Source organism: Porphyrobacter sp. AAP82 (genome assembly GCF_000331285.1).
Classification (GTDB): domain Bacteria; phylum Pseudomonadota; class Alphaproteobacteria; order Sphingomonadales; family Sphingomonadaceae; genus Erythrobacter.
In genome coordinates this window covers 15,491-36,031 of the sequence record NZ_ANFX01000007.1, presented here as the reverse complement: position 1 = coordinate 36,031, position 20,541 = coordinate 15,491, and the positions used below count along the sequence as shown (strand labels likewise).

The window sequence follows — 20,541 nt, the reverse complement described above, 5'->3', positions numbered from 1 at the left end:
GGCCCGGACCATGGGCTCGGGGGATCAGCCATGAACGACACGCTTTCACCTTCCGCGGCCGATGATGTTTTCGGTGACGGGCAAGCGTCCATCGCGCCGGTCGCCGCGGCGCAGCGCATCGACACGCTCGACTTCATCCGCGGCATCGCGGTGATGGGTATCCTGTGGGCCAATATCGTCGCCTTCGGCCAGCCCTTCGAGGCCTACATGTACCCGGCCGCCTTCCGCACCGATCCGGGCGATCCGGGCGGGTGGCTGTGGATCGCGCAGTTCGTGGCGATCGACGGCAAGATGCGCGGGCTGTTCACCATGCTGTTCGGGGCGGGGATGTACCTGTTCATGGAAAAAGCCTGGGCGCGCGGCGCGACATGGCGCCTCCAGGCGTGGCGGCTCGCCATCCTCGCGGCCTTCGGGCTGTTCCACTTCTTCTTCATCTGGCCGGGCGACATCCTGTTCTTCTATGCGGTGTTCGGCTTCGTGGTGCTCGCCTGCATCGGCTGGTCGGCCAAGGCGCAGCTTTGGACCGGGCTCGTCGGTTACATGTTCGGCGTGCTGTTCTACGCGATCTTCATCAGCCTGCCCTGGGCGGTGGTCGATACATCCTTCGGCACCCAAGGCGGCCCCGAAGTCGTCGAGATGCGCGCCGGCCTGATTGCCGACATCGACAAGACACTCGCCCACGGCGCGGTCCCGTCCGATGCGATCGCCGCCGGGGATTACGGAGCGCTTGTTGCCCACCGCTTCGCCGAGCAGTGGAGCGAGCCGCTCAGCAACGTGCTGTTCTTCTGCTTTGAATCGATCCCGCTGATGCTGATCGGCATGGCGCTTTACCGGATGGGGTTCTTCTCCGGCACCTTTACCCGCAGCAAGATGATCGCCTGGGGCTGGGCGGGGGTGATCGCAGGTGCTCTGGCGCACCTGGCGATCGGGCTCGCCGTCAAGGCGGGGGGCTTCACCTTCTACGGAACGCTTGCCGGGTTCATCGCCTGGAGCCCGCTGCCGCGCCTGCCGATGCTGCTCGGCCTTGCCGCGCTGATGGTGGTCTATGCCCCGTCCGCGACAGGCTGGCTGGGCGACCGCATCCGTGCTGCCGGCCGCGCTGCCTTCACCAATTACCTCGGCACCTCCGTCCTGATGATGTTCGTGTTTCACGGCTGGGCGTTGGGGCTGTTCGGCGCGCTCAACCGTCCGCAGCTTTACGTGGTAGTGGCGCTTTCCTGGGCAGTGATGCTGGCGTGGTCGAAGCCGTGGCTCGACCGCTACAATTACGGCCCTCTCGAATGGTTGTGGCGCTGCCTGACCTATGGGCGGGCCTTTCCGCTCAGAAAGTAGCACCCCCCTTGTTATTGAGAATAATTCGCATAGATTGCCTTGTGCAAACGCTTCGCAGGAGTGATTCGAGCGGCCATGTACATCTGCATCTGCAATGCCATCCGTGAGAATGATTTGCGCAAAGCCGCGCTCGCCTGCGATGGCGATGCCGAGGCGACCTATGCCTGCCTTGGCAAGCGCCCCAATTGCGGCCAGTGCCTTGAAGAGGCGCAGGAAATCATTGACGCCGAACGCGCGGCGGCGCGTTGCGATTTCCTCGCAGTAGAGGCGGCCTGACCCGCGATTGCGAAATCCTCGCAAGATGCTGATTAATAACGAATTTTGAGAATCATCCCCCTTGCGGACAGGCCCGGCAGCGTCTAGAATGGACGCAATGCCGCAACCCGGCTTTGACTTTTCGCAAAAGGACACTCCCCATGAAGGGCGACCCCAAGGTCATCGACTATCTCAACCAGGCGCTCACCAACGAGCTGACCGCGATCAACCAGTATTGGCTGCATTACCGCGTGCTCGACAACTGGGGCCTCAAGAAGCTCGCCGCCTATGAGCGCCACGAAAGCATCGAGGAGATGGAGCACGCCGACAAGCTGGCCGAGCGTATCCTGTTTCTGGAAGCGCTGCCCAATTTCCAGGCAATCCACAAGCTGAAGGTCGGCGAGAATGTCGAGGAAGTGCTCAAGGCCGACCTCGCGCTCGAACACGAGGCGATTCCCCTGCTGCGCGATGCGATCGAGCATTGCGAAAGCGTGCGCGACTATGTCAGTCGCGACCTGTTCGCCTACATCCTCAAGAACGAAGAAGAGCATGTCGACTTCCTCGAAACCCAGTTCGAGCTGATCGAGCGCATGGGGCTGCATAATTACTGCCAGCTGCAAAGCCAGGCTGCGGGCGAGAGCTAAGGGTCGGCCGCAGGGCTGCACAGAAATAGGGCAGAGCGTTTTTGTGTGCCGCCCGCCGTCCGGCGTGCAGTCCTCGACGCTGTTCCTCCGCTGCGCTCCGGGCGTCTGCGGGCGGCCACCTGAACCCTCTGGCGCCCTTGCGGCCCGTCCTCTGGCAGGCCGATCAGGCGTCCCCGCCTGCCGGTGCAAGCGGGTCGCGGGTTCAATCTTTCACTTGCGCACCGATCGCGGCCAGCCGCGTTTCGAACAGGAAGAAGCCGAGGCCCGTCACCAGCAGCACCATTGTCAGCACCCACATTGCGGCAATCAGCGTGCCGATCTGCGAGGTGATATAGGCCGAGACGAACAGCAGCATGATCACCGCGCTGATCATCACTGCCGATGCGGTCGAGAACATGATCGCGCCCTGCATCAGCCGTCGCCGCCGCATCAGCCAGCCATATTCGCGCGCCTGCCTGGCGGTGCGGCTGTCATCCATCTTGTCCTCGATGGTCTCGATCCGCTTGGCGATCCAGATCATCCGGCTCATGATGACATTCATGACCGCCCCGATGCCGGAGAGCAGGAAGGCGGGGGCAAGGCTGAGCTGCACCACCTGCTGGACGCGCGGGGTTGAGGCGGTGCGCTCGAGGATCTCGAGCGCGAAGGGTGCCTGCTGGGCAGCCGCTGCAAGGGTTTCGAGCAGCATTACGGACTACTCCTTGGCGTAGGGGTTCTTGTTGGCCTTGAGCGTCACGCGCACCGGCACCGCATCGAAGCCCAGCTTGGCGCGGATGCCGTTGACGAGGTAGCGTTCGTAGCTCTTGGGGAGCAGGTCCAACCGGGTGCCGAAGATCACGAAGCGCGGCGGGCGGGTGCCGGCCTGCGTGATATAGCGCAGCTTGATCCGCTTGCCGCCCGGGGCCGGGGGCGGATTGGCTTTCATCGCGTCATCGAACCAGCGGTTCAAGGCCGAGGTGCTGACGCGCTTCGACCACGCCTCGCGGATTTCGAAGGCCCCGGCGAGCATCTGGTCCAGCCCCTTGCCGGTCTTGGCGCTGACCGCGAACAGCGGCAGGCCGCGCACCTGCGCAAGGCCATCGTCAAGCGCCGCGCGGATGCCGTTGAACAGCTTGCTCGCGTCTTCGGCCACGTCCCACTTGTTGATCGCGATCATCAGCGCGCGGCCTTCTTCGAGGACGAGGCTGGCGATCTTCAGATCCTGATGTTCAAGGCCCTGCGTCGCGTCGAGCAGCAGCACCACCACCTCGGCAAAGTCCACCGCCCGGCGCGCATCGGCAACAGACAGCTTCTCCAGCTTCTCGGTGACGTTCTTCTTCTTGCGCATGCCCGCCGTGTCGATGAGGCGGATCTCGCGGGTCTCGCCCGACTTGGGATCGGTCCAGTTCCAGTCGATCGCGATCGAATCGCGGGTGATCCCGGCCTCGGGCCCGGTCAGCAGGCGGTCTTCGCCCAAGAGGCGGTTGATGAGGGTGGACTTGCCGGCATTGGGCCGGCCGACGATGGCGAGTTTCAGCGGACCGGAGGGGCGATCATCCTCGTCCATTTCGCGGTAAGCCGCGCGTGTCGCGTCATTGGCCTCTTCCCACTCCTCGGACCTTGCACCGATGATCGGCCACAGCCCGCCGAACAGATCGGCCACGCCCTCGCCATGTTCGGCCGAGACGCCGAGCGGTTCGCCCAGGCCCAGCGCATAGGCTTCCATGATCCCCGCCTCGGCGGCGTTGCCTTCGGCCTTGTTGGCGACCACCACCACCGGCACTTCCTGCTCGCGCAGGTAGCGGGCGATTTCCTCGTCCAATGGCGTGAGCCCCGCGCGCGCATCGACCACGAACAGCGCCGCGTCCGCGCCTGCCAGCGAAGCCTCGGTCTGCTTGCGCATCCGCCCCGGGAGCGAAAGTGCGTCCTCGTCCTCCCACCCGGCGGTGTCGACGATCGTGAAGTGCAGCCCCGCGATATTGGCGTCGCCCATCCGGCGGTCGCGCGTCACCCCGGGCTGATCGTCGACCAGCGCGAGTTTCTTGCCCACCAGCCGGTTGAACAGCGTGGACTTGCCGACATTGGGCCGGCCGATGATGACGACTTCGGGTTTTCTGACGGGGGACATAACCCGCGCCAAGTGGGCGCAAACAGCCCTTTTGGCAAGCTATGAGGCCAATCAGCCCTTCTTGGCGACCGGCGGGTTTTCGCCGAGGTCCTCGTACCAGGCTTCGACCGGGCCGGTCAGTTTGATCGTCAGCGGCTGGCCCTTGCGGTCGACCGCCTTGCCCGCCTGCACCCTGACCCAGCCTTCGGAGATCGAATATTCCTCGATATCGGTGCGCACCCGGTCCTTGAAGCGGATGCCGACCCCGCGCTGGAGCTTCTCGGCATCGAAGAAGGGGCTGCGCGGATTGACCGACAGGTGATCGGGCGGCACGTCGGCGCCGGAAGTGGCGGGGGCGGTTGCGGGGGGCTCTTCGGTCATGGCCGCGCCCTTATCCGCCATTCCGCAAGGCTTCAAGCGTGTTGCGCTTGCCCTTTGGGCGCAAGGGGGATAAGGGCCCACGCTGATACGCGCGGGGGGCCATGCTTCCCGCGCGGCTTCGTTCGGGCATGCGGGCGTGGCGAAATTGGTAGACGCACCAGATTTAGGTTCTGGCATCGCAAGATGTGGGGGTTCGAGTCCCTTCGCCCGCACCAGTTCGCTGCTCGGCACAGCCCGGCCTTACGGAATTCTAGCTTAGAAGGCATCAGACCAGTTCCCATGCAGACCCAGCAGACCGTCAACGAAGGCCTCAAGCGCGCCTATCTGATCACGATCACCGCAGGCGAAATCGCCGCGAAGATCGATGCCGAGATCAAGAAGGTCGCTCCGCAGGTGCGCATGCCCGGCTTCCGTCCGGGCAAGGTGCCCGCCAACCTCGTGCGCAAGATGCACGGCGAGGCGCTGCACGGCCAGGTGGTGAACGACACGATCCGCGAATCGGTCGACACGCTGCTGCGCAACGAGGCGCTGCGTCCGGCGATGCAGCCCGAAATCGGCCTCAACGAGGACTATGAGGAAGGCAAGGACGCCGCGATCACCGTCGCGCTCGAAGTGCTGCCCACCATCGAGGCGCCGAGCATCGACGGGCTCAAGCTTGAAAAGCTGGTCGTGCCGGTGACGGACGAACAGATCGACGAGGCGCTGGCGGGCATTGCCTCGCAGAACAAGAGCTACAAGGACGCGCCCAAGACGAAGAAGGCGGCGGAAGGCGACCAGCTGATCATCGACTTCGTCGGCAAGCTCGATGGCGTCGAGTTCGACGGCGGCAAGGCTGAAGACGCCGCGCTGGTGCTTGGTTCGAACACCTTCATCCCCGGCTTCGAAGATCAGCTGGTCGGCGTGAAGACGGGTCAGGAAAAGACCATCACCGTCACTTTCCCGGCCGAGTATCAGGCCGAACACCTCGCGGGCAAGGAAGCGACCTTCGACATCACCGTCAAGGCGGTGAAGATCGAAAGCGAAACCACGCTGGACGAGGACTTCGCCAAGAGCCTCGGGCTCGACAGCCTCGAGAAGCTGCGCGAGATCATGAAGGCGCAGCTCGAACAGCAGACCGCCGGCCTCACCCGCACGCAGATGAAGCGCGCGCTGCTCGATCAGCTTGCCGCGGGCCACAGCTTCGAAGTGCCCGGCACCATGGTGGAAGCCGAATTCCAGCAGATCTGGTCCCAGCTCCAGCAGGAAGCCGCGCGCGACGAGAACCCGGCCGAGGCCTTGAAGCAGATCGAGGACGAGAAGGACGAATATCGCGCGATCGCCGAGCGCCGCGTGCGTCTGGGCCTGCTGCTCTCGGAAATCGGCCAGGCCAACGGCGTGGAAGTGACCAGCCAAGAAATGGGCATGCTGATCCAGCAGGCCGCGATGCAGTACCGCGCCGAAGACCGCGAGCGTTTCGTGCAGTACATCCAGTCCGAACCGATGGCCGCCGCCCAGCTGCGCGCCCCGCTCTATGAGGACAAGGTCGTCGACTTCCTGTTCGACAAGGCCGAGGTCACGGAGCGCGAGGTGACCGTCGAGGAACTCCAGGCCGCGATCGAAGCCGAAGAGGGCGCGGAAGCGGCTCCGGCTCCGGCGAAGAAGGCCCCGGCGAAGAAGAAGGCTCCGGCCAAGCAGGAAGCAGCGGCTGAAGAAGCCCCCGCCGCAGAGGAAAAGCCCGCCAAGAAGGCCGCCGCCAAGAAGCCGGCTGCCAAGAAGGAAGCGGCTGCCCCGGCAGAGGAATCCGAAGCCAAGCCCGCCAAGAAGGCTCCGGCCAAGAAGGCTGCGGCGAAGAAGTAATCCGGCGTGGCGGGGGGCCTAATCCCCCGCCGGTTGCCACGGAGCGAAAGTCGGCGCGGGCAGCTTGGCTGTCCGCGCCTTTTCGTAGACCGCGCCTGCCTTCAGCACCGCGTGGTCCTGCCACTGGCCGCCCATGATGCTGAACCCGATCGGCAGCCCCTCGACACCGCCCATCGGCACGGTGATATGCGGATAGCCGGCGATCGCGGCGAGGTAGACCGTCTTCGTCATCGGCCCTGCGGTGTCCTGTGTGCTTGAGATCGGCACCACATGGGTGCGGCTGACGATCCCGACGCTGGGCTTGAAGCCGACAAGGCCGTTGATCGAGGCGGGGCAGGTGATCGAGCCGTTGGTCTCGGTCCCGATCGCGCCCCAGGCAAAGCCCGCCGCGATCGCCGCCCCGCTCCCCGAAGACGATCCGCAGGTGTTGCGGTCCGTCGCATAGGGATTGCGCGTCAGGCCGCCGACCCCGCTCCACCCGCTGGTGGAGTTGTTGGAACGGATGTTGGCCCACTCGCTGAGGTTGGTCTTGCCGAGCACCACGCCGCCCGCCGCCCGCAGCAGCGCGATCATCGGCGCATCGCGGCCCGTGGCATTGTCGGCCAGCGCAAGGCTGCCCGCGGTGGTCGGCCACTCGGCAGTCTCGACATTGTCCTTCACCAGCACCGTGCGCCCGCCGAGCAGCTTTTCGGTCTGGGCGACCGCCACGGCGGCAGCATCGCGGTTGTAGGCGATGACCGCATTGAGCACTGGCCCGGCATCGTCGAGCATCCTGATGCGCTCGATCTGCATGACGATATCGGTGACGGCGGTGGAGGGCGTTTCCTTGATCGCGATCGTGTCACCGGCCGGCGCGGCGTCTTGCGCCAGCGCGGGCAGGGCAGTGGTGGACAGAAGCAGGGCGAGGGCCGGACGGGCGAGGTTCCTGAGGGTTATCCCCCATGGTTTGCCATGCATCCGCCAAGGCTCAAGGGGCAAAATGGCCCCGGCCCCGCGGCGGCTCCATCAGCCAATTCACATGAACAAGGTAAACGCTCTTGAAATTGCCCCTGACACTCCGACATAGCCAGCTCGTGAAGCAGCAAGGGCAAAGGCACCACATGATCGATCTGTTCGGCAACGCAGGCGAAACCTACGGCACGCAGGGGCAATTCACCCGCGATCCCCTGACCGGCGCGCTGGTGCCCGTGGTGGTCGAGCAGACCAGCCGCGGCGAACGCAGCTTCGACATCTTCAGCCGCCTGCTGCGCGAACGCATCGTCTTCGTCACCGGTCAGGTCGAAGACGGCATGGCTTCGCTGATCGTCGCCCAGCTCTTGTTCCTCGAAAGCGAGAACCCGTCGAAGCCGATCAGCATGTATATCAACTCGCCGGGCGGCGTGGTGACCGCGGGCCTCGCGATCTTCGACACCATGCAATACATCAAGCCGCGCGTGTCGACCGTGTGCATCGGGCAGGCCGCCAGCATGGGCAGCTTCCTCCTCGCCGCGGGCGAGCCGGGCATGCGCATCGCGCTCCCCAATGCGCGGATCATGATCCACCAGCCTTCGGGCGGTGCGCGCGGGATGGCGTCGGACATCGAGATCCAGGCGCGCGAGATCCTGCGCATCCGCAGCCGCATGAACGATCTCTACGTCAAGTTTACCGGGCGCAGCCTTGAGGAAATCGAAAAGGCGATGGACCGCGACACCTTTCTCGAAGCCGAGGAAGCGCGCGCCTTCGGCCTTGTCGACAAGGTGTTCGAGACTCGTCCCGACAATGAGGAAACCGGCGCCGAGGACGGTTCGGGCGGCGCGCCTGAATAAGGCGCTGCGCCAAACCTGCGCCGCTGCGGGACAGTCTGCTGCAAAGCGTGGTTTTTCCGCGCTCTGGCGAGGGCGGGCATTATGGTAACACCACGAAATCGCGCACCATGTGTTGATTCATGGGTGCCAAGCGATACACTTGACGAATCCGCCCGGGGTGCTCCGGCATGCGCGCACGCGGATTCGAGGACACAGGAATGACCAAATTGAGCGGATCCGACAGCAAGAGCACCCTCTATTGCAGCTTCTGCGGGAAGTCGCAGCACGAGGTGCGCAAGCTCATCGCCGGCCCCACGGTGTTCATCTGCGATGAATGCGTCGAGCTGTGCAACGACATCATCCGCGAGGAAACCAAGGCAGGGATCGCCGGCAAGAAGGATGGCGAGATCCCCACGCCGATGGACATCTTCACCACCCTGAACGATTACGTCATCGGTCAGGACCGAGCGAAGCGCGTGCTCTCGGTCGCGGTGCACAACCACTACAAGCGGTTGAAGCATTCGGGCAAGGCGGGCGACGTCGAGCTGGCCAAGTCGAACATCCTGCTCGTCGGCCCGACCGGTTCGGGCAAGACCCTGCTCGCCCAGACCCTGGCGCGCACCTTCGATGTGCCCTTCACCATGGCCGACGCCACCACGCTGACCGAAGCGGGCTACGTGGGCGAGGATGTCGAGAACATCATCTTGAAGCTGCTCCAGGCCTCCGACTACAATGTCGAGAAGGCCCAGCACGGGATCGTCTATATCGACGAGATCGACAAGATCACCCGCAAGGCTGAAAACCCTTCGATCACCCGCGACGTTTCGGGCGAGGGCGTGCAGCAGGCGCTGCTCAAGCTGATGGAAGGCACCACCGCGAGCGTGCCGCCGCAGGGCGGGCGCAAGCATCCGCAGCAGGAGTTCCTGCAAGTGGATACGACGAATATCCTGTTCATCTGCGGCGGGGCTTTTGCGGGGCTCGACAAGATCATCGCCGACCGCTTGCAGAAGCGCTCGATCGGCTTCGGCGCGCACGTCGCCGATCCCGACAAGCGCCGCGTGGGCGAATTGCTCGAGAAGTCCGAGCCCGAGGATCTCCTCAAGTTCGGCCTGATCCCTGAATTCGTCGGCCGCCTGCCGGTGATCGCCACGCTGCACGATCTCGATGTGCCCGCGCTGGTGACGATCCTCAAGGAGCCCAAGAACGCTCTGGTCAAGCAGTACCGCAAGCTGTTCGAGCTCGAGGATGTGGAACTGACCTTCACCGACGATGCCCTCCAGGCGATCGCCGAGCGCGCGATCAAGCGCAAGACCGGCGCGCGCGGCCTGCGCTCGATCGTCGAAGGCCTGCTGCTCGACACGATGTTCGACCTGCCCGACATGGAAGGCGTCACCGAAATCGTGATCGATGCCGATGTGGTCGCCGGCAAGAAGGACCCGATCCGCGTCCACGGCGGTGACGTGGCGAAGAAGGAAGAGGCGGCATAAGGCCCGCGCGGGACGGTTGAGCGGATGCGAGGGCTCCGGTTTGGCGGCATGATGGCGGCCGGGCTTTCTCTGGCGGCCGCGGCAAGCCTTGCCGGAGCACAGCCCGCACCGCCTCCCGCTCCCCCGCCGTCACCGGCCTTGCCCAGCGGCCCTGTCCCGATCGGCTATGACGCGCTGGTTCAGCCAACGGGCATCACTCAAAGCGGGCTTGCGTCGCGTGGAAAGAGCCTTGCGGATGTGATCATCCGTCCCACCTCGGCAGTGGTTCTCCAGGGCACGCTCGATGCCGCCACGGCCAAGCTGGCCGCGGTCACGCCGGGCTTTGCCTTCGCCCCGGGCCGTGTCCTGTTCGGTACCCGGGAAAGCCCCGGCCTCTATTGCGACCTCATGCGCAATCGCGGGCTTGGATCATCTGCCGCATGCCTCAACGACATTGATCGCGACGGTCTGTTCGACGAGGCTGTCCGCTTCGATTTCAACTCGGCGAGCGCGGACCGGGTGTTCATCACCGACAAGGGCAAGGTGCGCGGGGGCAAGCTCAAGAAGCGTTACCCGCTCGCACAGAAGGTCGCCTATGCCGTTGCCCCGGCAGGCAATCTTGCCGAGGCCCGTATCGGCCTGTTGTGGGCTGACAGCCCGTCAAACAAGGCACGCCCCGGCCAGCCGCCGCTGGTCGAGCTCCTCATCACCGATGGCGACAACTTCACCGGCACCCAGATCATGTCGAGCAGCTATGCGCTGGTTCCGGTCTCAAGCGGGCTGCAAACGCTGGACTTTTACGGGGCGCGGATCACGCTTAAGGCCATTGCCGCTGACGGCGCGCTACAGTTCGACCTTTCGGCGAGCCCCGAACCGCGGCCCATCGGTCTGGTGTTCCGCGGCTACCGGCTGGTTCTCATCGGCTATTGAGCGGGCCGGCGCGGGCCGGCCTTGCGCGCACAGGTGAAAAACCCCGCCCGGCCCTGGAGGATGGCCGGACGGGGTCGGGAGAAGCGCTACCCCCCTCGGGTGGGGGATGGGGAAGCCGGGGGGCAGCGCCAGCCGGAGAAGGCTCAGGCGGGCAGGAACACGCCGTCGGTGACGTGGACCACGCCGTTCGAGGTCACGACGTCGGTCTGCGTCACAGCGGTGGCGCGGCCCATGGTGTCGGTGATCACGATCTTGTCGCCCGAAAGCCGCGCGGTCAGCTTCTCGCCCGCGATGGTGGTGATCGTAGCAGTGCCATTGTGCTTCAGGATCAGCGCGACGAGATCGGCGCTCGTCACCTTGCCCGCGACCGCGTGATAGGTGAGGATCTTGGTCAGCGTGCCCTTGTTCTCGGGCTTCACCAGCGTGGCCACGGTGCCGTCGGGCAGCTTGGCGAAGGCGGTGTCGGTGGGGGCGAAGACGGTGAAGGGGCCGGGGCTCGAAAGGGTGTCGACCAGCCCAGCAGCCTTGACCGCGGCGACCAGCGTGTTGTGGACGCCGGTGCTCATCGCGACCTGGACGATGTTGGGCGAAGCGGTCGCGGCAGCCTTGTGCTGGTGCGCGGCGGCGGGGAGCGCGGCGAAGCCGGCAGTCGCAGCCAGAGCCGCCGCGGCAAGCGCGGTGAGAGTGGTCTTGGGAGTCATAAGGGGGGATCTCCGTTGGGGGTTACGTCACGAGTGCAAGCCCCTCCGGCCTGCATAAGACGTTACGGAATCCTCGGGATTGCGGATGCGCGGAAAATGCTATTGCGGATGAATAGCGCATTTTGCGCGGTGAAGCGAAGTCGCCTCAGACTTCCTTGAACGAGCCGCTCGCGACCACCGGACCGGCTTCCTTGCCTTCGGGTTTGCCGCCGATCGGCTCGCGGGTCAGGACCAGTCCGGCGCCTCTGCCCAGCTGGGCGGTGACGGTGGCCGGAAGGACCATGCTGCGCACCTCGCCCGGCTTGACCACGCCCAGCGATTGCCGCGGTCCGTCATCCTTGGGCGTCAGCCACAATTCGTGATCGTGCACCCCGTCGGCGGTGAGGCCGAGCGCAGCGACCACCAGGCGATCGCTGCCGGGGATATAGGTGACATCGAGTCTGAGACCGGAATCGCCGATCGGGACAATGGCGACCATCGGTTCGGTAACGGCCAGCAGTTCGGCTGGCTCCGGCGTGACGGGCGTCTGCGAGGGCGCCAGCGCCATCCACGCCAGCAAGGCCGCCGCGGCAATGGACGAAAGCCCCGCCACCCGCTGCCACAACCGCACCCGCGCCTCGAGCGCCACGACATTCGCGCCCGCCGCACCGTCAGCGGTGGGAGCCTCTGCTGCGGCCTGCTGCGCGGCGACCCGCGCGGCGATGCCGTCCCACACGTGATCGCCCGGCTCGGCACCGGGCATGGCGTCGGAGAGCGGGGCGAACCAGTCGTCCCACCATTCCTTGCGCCACGCGAAGGCCGGGTCGGTCGCGTATTTGCCGCGCGCGGCGAGCAGTTCCTCGCCTTCGAGCAGGCCAAGCGCCCATTCGGCCGCGATCATCGGATCGTCGCGCTGCACCTCGGGGCCGGTATCGTCAGGCGCGCTCATGCCGCCTCGCTCGCTTCGAGACAGGCGCGCAGGCGTTGCAGCCCGCGCCGGATCCAGCTCTTCATCGTGCCGAGCGGGACATTCGCGGCATCGGCCAGCTGGGCATAGGTCTTGCCCTCGAAGAAGGCCGCGCGGATGTGGCCCTGCGTGCGGGCGTCGAGTGTGCCCAGGCACTTGTGGATCTGGGCGGTCTGTTCGGCATCGACCAGCAGCGCATCGGCAAGCGGACTCTCGTCGGCGAGCGGTGCGGCTTCCTCGACCGGCACGGCGCCGCCGCGCACCTTGCCCGTGCGCAACCGGTCGATCGCGCGGTTGCGCGCGAACGCCGCCAGCCACGCGATCGGGCTCGCGCGGGACGGATCATAGCGGTCGGCCCGCTGCCAGAGATTGACATAGACGTCCTGCAAGGCGTCCTCGGCTTCCTTTCGGTCACCCAAGATACGCAGGCATATGCCGAACAGCTTCACCCGGGTGGCGCGATAGATCTCTTCCAGCGCCGCCTGATCGCCTGCCGCCAGCCGCGCCATCGCCTCGCGCAGCGCCTCGCGCGCTTCGTCGGTCGAGGGGCGGGGGCGGGCGGCCATCAGCACTCGGCTCCGCAGGGGTGGGCGCAAGGGTCCTCGCCGCTTTCGATCTGAAGCGTTGCGTGGTGGACCCCGAAGCGCGCTTCGAGACTGGCGGCGACCTCGCGCAGGAAGCTGTCGGCGGCAGGGCGCGCGGGCATGACCAAGTGCGCGGTCAGCGCGACTTCGGTGGTCGACATCGGCCAGACGTGGAGATCGTGGACCGCGGTAACGCCCTCGAAGCTGGCAAGGTGGCGCTTCACCTCGTCAAGCGCGATCCCTGCCGGTGCCGCGAGCAGCCCCATCGCCACGGAATCGCGCGCCAGGCCCCAGGTGCTCCACGCGATGAAGCCGAGGATCGCGATGCTCACCGCCGGATCGACCCACGCCCAGCCGGTGAGGAGGATCGCAAGCCCCGCCGCCGCCACGCCCAGCGACACCAGCGCATCGGCCGCCATGTGGAGATAGGCGCCGCGGATGTTGAGGTCGGCCTGACCCTTCATGAACAGGAAGGCGGTGAAGGCGTTGATCGCGATCCCAACGCCCGCCACCATCGCCATGGCGAGGCCTTCGGGCTGGGCGGGGTTCATGATCCGGTGCAGCGTCTCGAACAGGATCGCGCCGATCGCCACTGCCAGCAGCAAGGCGTTGGCGAGGGCGGCGAGGATCGTCGAGCTCTTGTAGCCGTAGGTGAAGCGTCCCGATGCGGGCTGCCTGGCGGCGATGCTGGCGATCCACGCGAGCGCGAGGGCGAGCACATCGGACAGGTTGTGGCCCGCATCGGCGATCAGCGCCATCGAGCCGTAGATCAGCCCGGCCGCCGCCTCGAGCAGCACGAAGCCGGTGTTGAGCACGATGCCGACCAGAAATGCGCGGCCGAAATCGGCAGGTGCGTGGGCGTGGCCACCATGCCCGTGCCCGTGGTGCCCATGGTCATGCCCGTGGTGTCCATGGCCATGATCGTGGTGGTTATGGGCGTGCGCGTGGGCCATCGTCAGGCGCTTGTAGCGGCAAGCTCGCCCCGCGTCACGCGCGACGATGATCCCGCTGTGATTGCACGCGAAAGCCGTCGCCTCAATGATAGACGCAGGCGTCGAGCCCGTCGCGGCGCACCACGCCGATGCGGCGCTCGATCCGGTTGCCGTGGCGCGCCAGCCAGCCGCCCGGCCCCTTTACCGAGCGCTTCTTGGGGCTGGGCAGCGCGGCGGCCATGCGGCTCGCCTCGTCGCGGCTGAGGCGCGCGGCGGAATGGCCGAAATAGCGCTGCGCTCCGGCCTCGGCGCCGTAGGTCCCGATCCCGGTCTCGGCGACATTGAGATAGACCTCCATGATCCGCCGCTTGCCCCACACCAGTTCGATCCAGAAGGTGAACCACGCCTCCATGCCCTTGCGGAAATAGCCGCCGCCCTGCCACAGGAAGACGTTCTTGGCGGTCTGCTGGCTGATCGAGGATCCGCCGCGGATCTTGCCGCCCTCCATGTTCGCGCGCATCGCCTGTTCGATCGCCTCGGTGTCGAAGCCCGAATGCGAGCAGAAGCGCTGGTCTTCCGAAGCGATCACCGCGGAGACCAGATTGCGGTCGATATTGTCCAGGCTCTCCCAGTCCTTGGTGATGCCGTTGCCGTCCATGATCATGGTCGCGGTGACAGGGACGGGCAGCCACTTGAAGGCCACCACCAGCACCAGTGTCAGCGCGATGAAGGCGGCGATGGCACGGGCGAGATAGCGCAGGGCGAGGGAGATCATCCCCAAGCTCTAGCGCCAAGCGGGGGACGTGGGAAGCATCCCGCTTGCGGGGCGGGGCTTCGCGCGGCTAGCGTGCCGCCAAACGTTCCAAGGGGAGATTGTCCGATGCGCCTGTGCCACCTCGCCGCGAGCGCGCTCGCGCTTGCCGCCGCTGCCCAGCCCGCTCTGGCCGAGGACGAAGCGACCAGGAAGGCGATCGAGGCGGAATATGACAGCTACCTTGCCCCGCTGTTCCTCGATTTCCACCAGAACCCCGAACTCGGCTTCCTCGAAAACCGCACCGCGGCCAAGATGGCGGCGGAGCTCAAGGCGGCCGGGCTCGAGGTGACGACCGGCGTGGGCGGCACCGGAGTGGTCGGCATCCTCAGGAACGGCAAGGGCCCGACGATCCTGATCCGCGCCGACATGGACGGGCTGCCGGTCGAGGAGAAATCGGGCCTCGCCTATGCATCGAAAGCGAAGCAGGTGGGCGAGGACGGCAAGGAATACAGCGTGATGCATGCCTGCGGGCATGACACCCACATCACCGCGATGATCGCCACCGCGCGGCGGCTGATGGCCACCCGGAGCCAGTGGAGCGGCACGCTGATGTTCGTCGTCCAGCCTGCCGAGGAAGGGGTGCGCGGGGCCAAGCGGATGATGGCGGACGGGCTCTACCAGCGCTTCGGCAAGCCCGACTATGCGCTCGCCTTCCATGTCGCCGCCGAACTCGAGACCGGCAAGGTCTCGGCTGCCGAGGGCATCCAGTATTCGAGCTCCGACACGCTCGACGTGCGCGTGCCCGGGATCGGCACCCACGGCGCCTCGCCGCACCTCGGCAAGGACCCGGTCTATATCGCCGCGCAGATCGTCACCGCGCTGCAATCCATTGATTCGCGAGAGATTTCTCCGCTCAAGCCGGTGGTGGTGACGGTCGGCTCGATCCACGCCGGCACGACCTACAACATCATCCCGGACGAGGCGAACCTCAAGCTCACCGTGCGCGCCAATGACGAGGAGACGCGCGCCAAGGTGATCGCGCTGGTTGAACGGATCGCGGTCAATATCGGCAAGGCGCACGGCCTGCCCGATAATATGCCGGTGACGGTCAAGCATTTCTCGGGCACGCCCACCACCATCAACGACCCCGCGCTCGCCCGCCGCCTCAACGCGACGATGAAGCGCGCACTGGGCGAGGGCGCGGTGGTGCCCTACGAACAGCAGAACATGGGCGCGGAGGACTTCACCTATTTCGTCGCGCCCGGGCTGGGCGTTCCGGGCTACTACTTCGCGGTCGGCGGGACGAGCCCTGAGCGGATCGCGGCGGCCAAGGCGGGCGGGCCGGCGATTGCCGGACACCACTCCCCGCTGTTCCAGGTTGCGCCCCGGGAGAGCATCACGCTGGGCGCGCGGGCGATGGTCGCGGCGGTGCAGGATCTGGCCGGGAAGAAGTAGGCCGGACAAGCAAAAGGGGCGCCGCGATCTGTTCGCGGCGCCCCTTTGCATATCCCGGCGGGGCGGTTGAGGCCTGAGCCTTACGCCATCCCCGGCAGCAGCCGTTCGCCCGCGATCCGCTGCATCGCCTTCTGGAGCTTCTCGAAGGCGCGCACTTCGATCTGGCGGATGCGTTCGCGGCTGACGTCGTATTCCTGGCTCAATTCTTCGAGCGTCTGCGGCTTCTCGGTCAGGCGGCGTTCGGTGAGGATGTGGCGCTCGCGCTCGTTGAGGCTTTCCATCGCCTCGCTGAGCATCGCCATGCGCAGCTGCGATTCCTCGGCCTCGGCGACGGTTTCGTCCTGCAAGGGGCGGTCATCTGCCAGCCAGTCCTGCCATTCGCCCGAGCCTTCCTCGGCCCCGCGCAAGCTGACGTTGAGCGAGGCATCGCCGCCCATCATCATGCGCCGGTTCATGTTGATCACTTCGGCCTCGGGCACGCCGAGGTCGGTGGCGATCTTGGTCACGTCTTCGGGGCTGAGGTCGCTGTCCTCGTAGGCTTCGAGCTGCTTCTTCATCCGGCGAAGGTTGAAGAACAGCTTCTTCTGGGCCGCGGTGGTGCCCATCTTCACGAGGCTCCACGAGCGCAGGATGAACTCCTGGATGCTCGCCTTGATCCACCACATCGCGTAGGTCGCGAGGCGGAAGCCGCGATCGGGTTCGAACTTCTTGACGCCCTGCATCAGGCCGACATTGCCTTCCGAAATCAGGTCGGAGACGGGCAGGCCATAGCCGCGGTAACCCATCGCGATCTTCGCGACGAGCCTGAGGTGGCTGGAGACGAGCTGGGCGGCGGCTTCGGGATCCTCGTGTTCCTGATAGCGCTTGGCGAGCATGTATTCCTGCTCGGCGGTCAGCACCGGGAACTTGCGGATTTCGGCGAGATAGCGGTTGAGGCTCTGCTCACCACTAAGGGCCGGGACCGAATTGGTCTTCACTTTGGACACTGGTTACCTAACCTTTCTGGCGTCGACCGCTGGGCAAGGACCCCTGATGGGCATCCGTCGCGCTTGGGCCACGGGTTACGGATATACGCGAAAATCTGCCCGATGTATGCGCGTTTCATCGATCACTACGGCTCAGTTCGTCGATCAGTTCCGCCATGTCTTGCGGCAGATTGCTCCGGAATTGCACCATTTCCCCGGTAACGGGGTGCTGGAAGCCGAGCTCTGCCGCGTGAAGGGCCTGACGGGCAAAGCCGAGTCGCTCCAGCAGCGGGCGAAGCTGTTTCGGGGTGCGGCCATAGGCAGGGTCTCCCAATAGCGGATGGCCGATTGACGCACAGTGAACGCGGACCTGGTGGGTGCGCCCGGTCTCCAGCCGGCATTCGATCACGGCGGCGCCATCGAGTCGCTCCATCATCTTGTAATGGGTCACGGCCGATTTCCCGCGCGAGGAATTGTTGGGGAGCACCGTCATTTTCTTTCGGTCCGCGTCCGAACGGCCGATGCGCGCGTCGACCGTGCCCTCGGAGGGGCTGGGGTGCCCGGCGCAGACCGCGATATAGCGGCGGTGGACAGAGTGCGCGGCGAACTGCGCGGCCAGCCCCTCGTGCGCGGCGTCGGACTTGGCGACCACCAGCAGCCCCGATGTGTCCTTGTCGATGCGGTGGACGATGCCGGGGCGCGCGACGCCGTTGATGCCTGAAAGCTGCCCCCGGCAATGGTGGAGCAGCGCGTTGACCAGCGTGCCGGTGATGTTCCCCACCGCCGGGTGGACGACCATCCCGGCCGGCTTGTCGACGACGACGAGGTGCCGGTCCTCGAAGGCGACGACCAGCGGGATGTCCTCCGGTTGCGCGGCGGCGGGCATGGCAGCCGAGACGATGATCCGGAACGGCGCGCCGCCCTGGACCTTCATCGAAGCCGAGGCGGCGGTCATCCCCGCGATATCGACGCGGCCTTCCTCGATCAGCCCCTGCACCCGCGCACGGCTGAGGCCGGTCGCCTCGGCGAGCGCCTTGTCGAGGCGGCCTGCGAGCGCGATCGTGCCGGTGATGATTTCGCTGTCGGACATGCTATGGCCATGCGCGATGCGCTGCGAAGTGACAAGCGAAGCCCTCGGGGCGATGCGCGCCCATGCCGCTGCCGCCTTCCCGTTGGAAGCCTGCGGGATGCTGCTGGGGGAGGGCGCGCGCATCACCCAAGCCCGCGCTGCCGCCAACGTCCATCCCTCGCCGCACACCCATTTCGAGATCGACCCGCAGGCGCTGATCGACGCCCACCGCGCCGCACGCGCCGGGGGCCCGGCTGTCATCGGCTACTATCACTCGCACCCGCAGGGCCCCGCCGAACCTTCCCCCACCGACCGCGCCTGCGCGAGCGGCGATGGCCGCATCTGGGCGATCATCGGCAAGGACGATGCAAGGTTCTGGCAGGACGGCAAACAAGGGTTTGTCGCACTTCCATTTACCATCGGCGATGGCTAGGACAGCAGGCATGATCTCCCAGACCGATCTTGCCGCGATGCTGTGCTCGCGCCTGTGCCACGACATGCTCTCGCCGGTCGGCGCGCTCGCCAACGGTCTGGAGCTGCTCGCGGACGAGAAGGACCCGCAGATGCGCGCGCAGGTCGTCGAACTGCTCGAACAGTCGGCCAGGATCAGCACCGACAAATTGAAGTTCTTCCGCCTCGCTTTCGGCGCGGCCGGCGGCTTCGGCGAGGCGATCCCGGTCGACGAGGCCAAGGCGGTGATCGATGCGCTGGCGGGCGATGCCAAGAAGGTCGAGGTTCACTGGGCGATTGCCGAGCCGAGCCTGCCCAAACCTGCGGTCAAGGTGCTGCTCAACCTCGCGCAGATCGCGCTCGATTCGCTGGTGCGCGGCGGCACGCTCGACATCGGGGCCGAGCGGCGCGAGGGCGCGATCGAGATCGTCGCCCGCGCGCGGGCCGAACGCATCGCCTTCGACGAGACCATCGGCCGCGCGCTTCAGGGCGATCTCGATGACGGCGAAATCACCAGCCGCACGGCCGCCGCGCACATGATCGCGGTGCTCGCCGAGGAGATGGAAGGCGGCCTCCAGTACAAGCTGGGGGATGGTGCGCAGGTCTTGGGCGCGGTGCTGCCCGAGCCCGAAGGCATGATCGGCTGAGAGCCAAGGGGGCGTGATGGAGGGGGAGGACGAGCTGGTTCACGAGGAACGCCTCTCGCCCAATTTCGACCAGCGCAGCCTGCCCATCACCATGGTGGTCCTGCACTACACCGAGATGAAGCCGGTCGGCACCGCGATCGAGCGGCTCACCGATCCCGCCGCCAAAGTCAGCGCGCATTATCTCGTCACCGAAGAGGGCGGTGTGATCCGCCTCGTGCCCGAGGACAAGCGCGCATGGCACGCGGGCGCAAGCTTCTGGCGCGGCATTCCCGACGTCAATTCGGCGAGCATCGGGATCGAGCTTGACCACCCCGGCCACGGCCTTGGCTATCGCGGCTTTGCCGATGCGCAGATCGACGCGCTGATCCCGCTGCTCGCGCGGATCGTGAAGCAGTATGACATCCCGCGCGCCAATGTCGTGGGTCACTCCGATGTCGCGCCGATGCGCAAGGTCGATCCGGGCGAGCTGTTTCCGTGGGACCGCCTTGCGCAATTCAAGCTGTGCCTGCCGCGCCCCGAATGCCTGGCGGCGGGCAACCCGTTCCACAACGAGGGCAGCTTCTTCCTCGCCCTGGAGCGCTTCGGCTACGACATCACCGATCAGGCCAAAGCGGTCGAGGCTTTCGAGCGCCGCTGGCGGCCCGAACGCATCACCGGCATCCCCGATGGCGAGGTGGCGGCGATCCTGTGGCAATTGCTGCTGGACCGCGATCAGGGGCGAACGCGGTAATTTTGCAATATGTCGGGTCTGTGCCTATAGGCCGCCCGGTCAGGGGGCCTGAGGCAGCCGCGTGTCTTTCGGGACGCGAGGAAAGTCCGGGCTCCACGAAACAAGGGTGGCGGGTAACGCCCGCCGGGCGCGCGCTTTCGGGCGCGGGTCAAGGGAAAGTGCCACAGAGAGCAAACCGCCGATGGCTTCTTCGTAAGCACAGGCAAGGGTGAAAGGGTGCGGCAAGAGCGCACCGGGGGGCCGGCAACGGCAACCGCATGGCAAACCCCACCCGGAGCAAGGCCGAATAGGGGTCTCGCGCCGCTCGCAAGAGGGGCAGGCGTGTTTCGCGCCGAGAGACCCGGGTTGGCTGCTAGAGCGCGGGAGCAATCCCCCGCCCAGATGAATGGCTGCCACCCCGGCGCTGGTCCGCAAGGATACCGTCCGGGGAGACAGAACCCGGCTTATGATGGCCCCCTGATGTTGTTTTTGTTGCCCTACCGCTTCGCTGCTTGAGGGCGAGGTTGTGTTGCGCTCGCCCCTCCGGGCGAGCGTCCTCGGTGCTGTTTCCGCCGTCGCGCGCCGGAGCACCTGCGGCTCGGCCGCGTCGCCTCG

22 protein-coding genes, 1 tRNA gene and 1 other RNA gene are annotated in these 20,541 nt (G+C 66.1%); 13 read left to right on the top strand and 11 right to left on the bottom strand.

Annotation, left to right across the window (positions count from 1 at the left end):
- Nucleotides 1–30: 30 nt before the first annotated feature.
- From D620_RS0100700 to bfr, 3 genes are all read left to right on the top strand, one after another.
- Nucleotides 31–1,332 carry a DUF418 domain-containing protein gene (locus tag D620_RS0100700; RefSeq protein ID WP_017663858.1) on the top strand — a complete coding sequence of 434 codons (1,302 nt, stop codon included), beginning with the start codon at nt 31–33 and terminating at the stop codon, nt 1,330–1,332.
- Nucleotides 1,333–1,407: 75 nt separating this feature from the next.
- Nucleotides 1,408–1,608: a (2Fe-2S)-binding protein gene (locus tag D620_RS0100695; RefSeq protein WP_017663857.1), complete on the top strand. Its 201-nt coding sequence runs from the start codon at nt 1,408–1,410 to the stop codon at nt 1,606–1,608.
- A gap of 140 nt (nt 1,609–1,748) precedes the next feature.
- Complete coding sequence (gene bfr / locus D620_RS0100690) at nt 1,749–2,231, top strand: bacterioferritin (protein ID WP_017663856.1); 483 nt, start codon at nt 1,749–1,751, stop codon at nt 2,229–2,231.
- 202 nt (nt 2,232–2,433) lie between these two features.
- Here the strand turns inward: bfr and D620_RS0100685 are convergent, their stop codons facing one another.
- Genes D620_RS0100685 through D620_RS0100675 form a run of 3 tightly spaced genes read right to left on the bottom strand, consistent with a single transcriptional unit; the run spans nt 2,434 to nt 4,698 of the window.
- Nucleotides 2,434–2,919: a DUF2721 domain-containing protein gene (locus D620_RS0100685; RefSeq protein WP_017663855.1), complete on the bottom strand. Its 486-nt coding sequence runs from the start codon at nt 2,917–2,919 to the stop codon at nt 2,434–2,436.
- Nucleotides 2,920–2,925: 6 nt separating this feature from the next.
- On the bottom strand, nt 2,926–4,338 hold the full coding sequence (gene der / locus D620_RS0100680) for a ribosome biogenesis GTPase Der (protein ID WP_017663854.1): 1,413 nt from the start codon (nt 4,336–4,338) through the stop codon (nt 2,926–2,928).
- A gap of 51 nt (nt 4,339–4,389) precedes the next feature.
- On the bottom strand, nt 4,390–4,698 hold the full coding sequence (locus D620_RS0100675) for a DUF3297 family protein (protein ID WP_026091844.1): 309 nt from the start codon (nt 4,696–4,698) through the stop codon (nt 4,390–4,392).
- 130 nt (nt 4,699–4,828) lie between these two features.
- Here D620_RS0100675 and D620_RS0100670 point away from each other — a divergent pair.
- Nucleotides 4,829–4,913 (top strand) — tRNA-Leu (locus D620_RS0100670).
- 64 nt (nt 4,914–4,977) lie between these two features.
- Nucleotides 4,978–6,534 (top strand): trigger factor, encoded by a 1,557-nt coding sequence (gene tig, locus D620_RS0100665; protein ID WP_017663852.1) that lies wholly within the window; start codon nt 4,978–4,980, stop codon nt 6,532–6,534.
- Nucleotides 6,535–6,552: 18 nt separating this feature from the next.
- Here the strand turns inward: tig and D620_RS0100660 are convergent, their stop codons facing one another.
- On the bottom strand, nt 6,553–7,491 hold the full coding sequence (locus tag D620_RS0100660; RefSeq protein ID WP_017663851.1) for an amidase family protein: 939 nt from the start codon (nt 7,489–7,491) through the stop codon (nt 6,553–6,555).
- A gap of 143 nt (nt 7,492–7,634) precedes the next feature.
- Here D620_RS0100660 and clpP point away from each other — a divergent pair, with 143 nt between their 5' ends.
- The 3 genes from clpP (at nt 7,635) to D620_RS0100645 (ending at nt 10,714) form a co-directional block, all read left to right on the top strand.
- The gene (gene clpP, locus D620_RS0100655; RefSeq protein WP_017663850.1) at nt 7,635–8,339 is read left to right on the top strand and encodes an ATP-dependent Clp endopeptidase proteolytic subunit ClpP; all 705 of its coding nucleotides are present in this window, start codon (nt 7,635–7,637) and stop codon (nt 8,337–8,339) included.
- A gap of 197 nt (nt 8,340–8,536) precedes the next feature.
- Nucleotides 8,537–9,805 carry an ATP-dependent Clp protease ATP-binding subunit ClpX gene (gene clpX / locus D620_RS0100650; protein ID WP_017663849.1) on the top strand — a complete coding sequence of 423 codons (1,269 nt, stop codon included), beginning with the start codon at nt 8,537–8,539 and terminating at the stop codon, nt 9,803–9,805.
- Between the two features lie 237 nt (nt 9,806–10,042).
- Nucleotides 10,043–10,714 carry a hypothetical protein gene (locus tag D620_RS0100645; RefSeq protein ID WP_017663848.1) on the top strand — a complete coding sequence of 224 codons (672 nt, stop codon included), beginning with the start codon at nt 10,043–10,045 and terminating at the stop codon, nt 10,712–10,714.
- Between the two features lie 143 nt (nt 10,715–10,857).
- On the opposite strand, the gene D620_RS0100640 is transcribed toward D620_RS0100645, so the two are convergent.
- From D620_RS0100640 to mtgA, 5 genes are all read right to left on the bottom strand, one after another.
- Entirely contained in the window at nt 10,858–11,415 is a 558-nt protein-coding gene (locus tag D620_RS0100640) for a fasciclin domain-containing protein (RefSeq protein ID WP_017663847.1), read from the bottom strand.
- Nucleotides 11,416–11,560: 145 nt separating this feature from the next.
- A complete protein-coding gene (locus D620_RS0100635; RefSeq protein WP_017663846.1) occupies nt 11,561–12,343 on the bottom strand; it encodes an anti-sigma factor in 783 nt (260 codons plus the stop codon).
- Nucleotides 12,340–12,927: a sigma-70 family RNA polymerase sigma factor gene (locus D620_RS0100630; protein ID WP_017663845.1), complete on the bottom strand. Its 588-nt coding sequence runs from the start codon at nt 12,925–12,927 to the stop codon at nt 12,340–12,342. The genes D620_RS0100635 and D620_RS0100630 overlap by 4 nt, the downstream gene beginning before the upstream one ends.
- Nucleotides 12,927–13,898 (bottom strand): cation diffusion facilitator family transporter, encoded by a 972-nt coding sequence (locus tag D620_RS0100625; protein ID WP_026091841.1) that lies wholly within the window; start codon nt 13,896–13,898, stop codon nt 12,927–12,929. The genes D620_RS0100630 and D620_RS0100625 overlap by 1 nt, the downstream gene beginning before the upstream one ends.
- A gap of 82 nt (nt 13,899–13,980) precedes the next feature.
- Nucleotides 13,981–14,652, bottom strand: a complete 672-nt coding sequence (gene mtgA / locus D620_RS0100620; RefSeq protein WP_017663843.1) for a monofunctional biosynthetic peptidoglycan transglycosylase — start codon at nt 14,650–14,652, stop codon at nt 13,981–13,983.
- A gap of 105 nt (nt 14,653–14,757) precedes the next feature.
- Between mtgA and D620_RS0100615 the strand changes: the two genes are divergently transcribed.
- Nucleotides 14,758–16,086 (top strand): amidohydrolase, encoded by a 1,329-nt coding sequence (locus D620_RS0100615; protein ID WP_017663842.1) that lies wholly within the window; start codon nt 14,758–14,760, stop codon nt 16,084–16,086.
- An 80-nt stretch (nt 16,087–16,166) separates the two neighbouring features.
- Here the strand turns inward: D620_RS0100615 and rpoH are convergent, their stop codons facing one another.
- Nucleotides 16,167–17,063: an RNA polymerase sigma factor RpoH gene (gene rpoH, locus D620_RS0100610; RefSeq protein ID WP_233991921.1), complete on the bottom strand. Its 897-nt coding sequence runs from the start codon at nt 17,061–17,063 to the stop codon at nt 16,167–16,169.
- A gap of 124 nt (nt 17,064–17,187) precedes the next feature.
- Nucleotides 17,188–18,141 (bottom strand): RluA family pseudouridine synthase, encoded by a 954-nt coding sequence (locus D620_RS0100605; RefSeq protein WP_017663840.1) that lies wholly within the window; start codon nt 18,139–18,141, stop codon nt 17,188–17,190.
- Between the two features lie 16 nt (nt 18,142–18,157).
- Here D620_RS0100605 and D620_RS0100600 point away from each other — a divergent pair, with 16 nt between their 5' ends.
- The 4 genes from D620_RS0100600 (at nt 18,158) to rnpB (ending at nt 20,411) form a co-directional block, all read left to right on the top strand.
- Nucleotides 18,158–18,553 (top strand): M67 family metallopeptidase, encoded by a 396-nt coding sequence (locus D620_RS0100600; protein WP_017663839.1) that lies wholly within the window; start codon nt 18,158–18,160, stop codon nt 18,551–18,553.
- Between the two features lie 10 nt (nt 18,554–18,563).
- The gene (locus D620_RS0100595) at nt 18,564–19,217 is read left to right on the top strand and encodes a histidine phosphotransferase family protein (protein WP_017663838.1); all 654 of its coding nucleotides are present in this window, start codon (nt 18,564–18,566) and stop codon (nt 19,215–19,217) included.
- A gap of 16 nt (nt 19,218–19,233) precedes the next feature.
- On the top strand, nt 19,234–19,947 hold the full coding sequence (locus D620_RS0100590; protein WP_017663837.1) for an N-acetylmuramoyl-L-alanine amidase: 714 nt from the start codon (nt 19,234–19,236) through the stop codon (nt 19,945–19,947).
- Nucleotides 19,948–19,986: 39 nt separating this feature from the next.
- Nucleotides 19,987–20,411, top strand: an RNA gene (gene rnpB / locus D620_RS15595) — RNase P RNA component class A.
- Nucleotides 20,412–20,541: the final 130 nt, after the last annotated feature.

Coding starts and splice junctions, on each gene's coding strand:
- tig (WP_017663852.1), top strand. CDS start 4,978: ATGCAGACCCAGCAGACCGTCAACGAAGGCCTCAAGCGCGCCTATCTG.
- D620_RS0100590 (WP_017663837.1), top strand. CDS start 19,234: ATGGAGGGGGAGGACGAGCTGGTTCACGAGGAACGCCTCTCGCCCAAT.
- D620_RS0100595 (WP_017663838.1), top strand. CDS start 18,564: ATGATCTCCCAGACCGATCTTGCCGCGATGCTGTGCTCGCGCCTGTGC.
- D620_RS0100695 (WP_017663857.1), top strand. CDS start 1,408: ATGTACATCTGCATCTGCAATGCCATCCGTGAGAATGATTTGCGCAAA.
- D620_RS0100615 (WP_017663842.1), top strand. CDS start 14,758: ATGCGCCTGTGCCACCTCGCCGCGAGCGCGCTCGCGCTTGCCGCCGCT.
- D620_RS0100600 (WP_017663839.1), top strand. CDS start 18,158: ATGCGCTGCGAAGTGACAAGCGAAGCCCTCGGGGCGATGCGCGCCCAT.
- D620_RS0100685 (WP_017663855.1), bottom strand. CDS start 2,919: ATGCTGCTCGAAACCCTTGCAGCGGCTGCCCAGCAGGCACCCTTCGCG.
- D620_RS0100660 (WP_017663851.1), bottom strand. CDS start 7,491: ATGCATGGCAAACCATGGGGGATAACCCTCAGGAACCTCGCCCGTCCG.
- der (WP_017663854.1), bottom strand. CDS start 4,338: ATGTCCCCCGTCAGAAAACCCGAAGTCGTCATCATCGGCCGGCCCAAT.
- bfr (WP_017663856.1), top strand. CDS start 1,749: ATGAAGGGCGACCCCAAGGTCATCGACTATCTCAACCAGGCGCTCACC.
- clpX (WP_017663849.1), top strand. CDS start 8,537: ATGACCAAATTGAGCGGATCCGACAGCAAGAGCACCCTCTATTGCAGC.
- D620_RS0100635 (WP_017663846.1), bottom strand. CDS start 12,343: ATGAGCGCGCCTGACGATACCGGCCCCGAGGTGCAGCGCGACGATCCG.
- clpP (WP_017663850.1), top strand. CDS start 7,635: ATGATCGATCTGTTCGGCAACGCAGGCGAAACCTACGGCACGCAGGGG.
- mtgA (WP_017663843.1), bottom strand. CDS start 14,652: ATGATCTCCCTCGCCCTGCGCTATCTCGCCCGTGCCATCGCCGCCTTC.
- D620_RS0100700 (WP_017663858.1), top strand. CDS start 31: ATGAACGACACGCTTTCACCTTCCGCGGCCGATGATGTTTTCGGTGAC.
- D620_RS0100605 (WP_017663840.1), bottom strand. CDS start 18,141: ATGTCCGACAGCGAAATCATCACCGGCACGATCGCGCTCGCAGGCCGC.
- D620_RS0100640 (WP_017663847.1), bottom strand. CDS start 11,415: ATGACTCCCAAGACCACTCTCACCGCGCTTGCCGCGGCGGCTCTGGCT.
- D620_RS0100630 (WP_017663845.1), bottom strand. CDS start 12,927: ATGGCCGCCCGCCCCCGCCCCTCGACCGACGAAGCGCGCGAGGCGCTG.
- D620_RS0100675 (WP_026091844.1), bottom strand. CDS start 4,698: ATGACCGAAGAGCCCCCCGCAACCGCCCCCGCCACTTCCGGCGCCGAC.
- D620_RS0100625 (WP_026091841.1), bottom strand. CDS start 13,898: ATGGCCCACGCGCACGCCCATAACCACCACGATCATGGCCATGGACAC.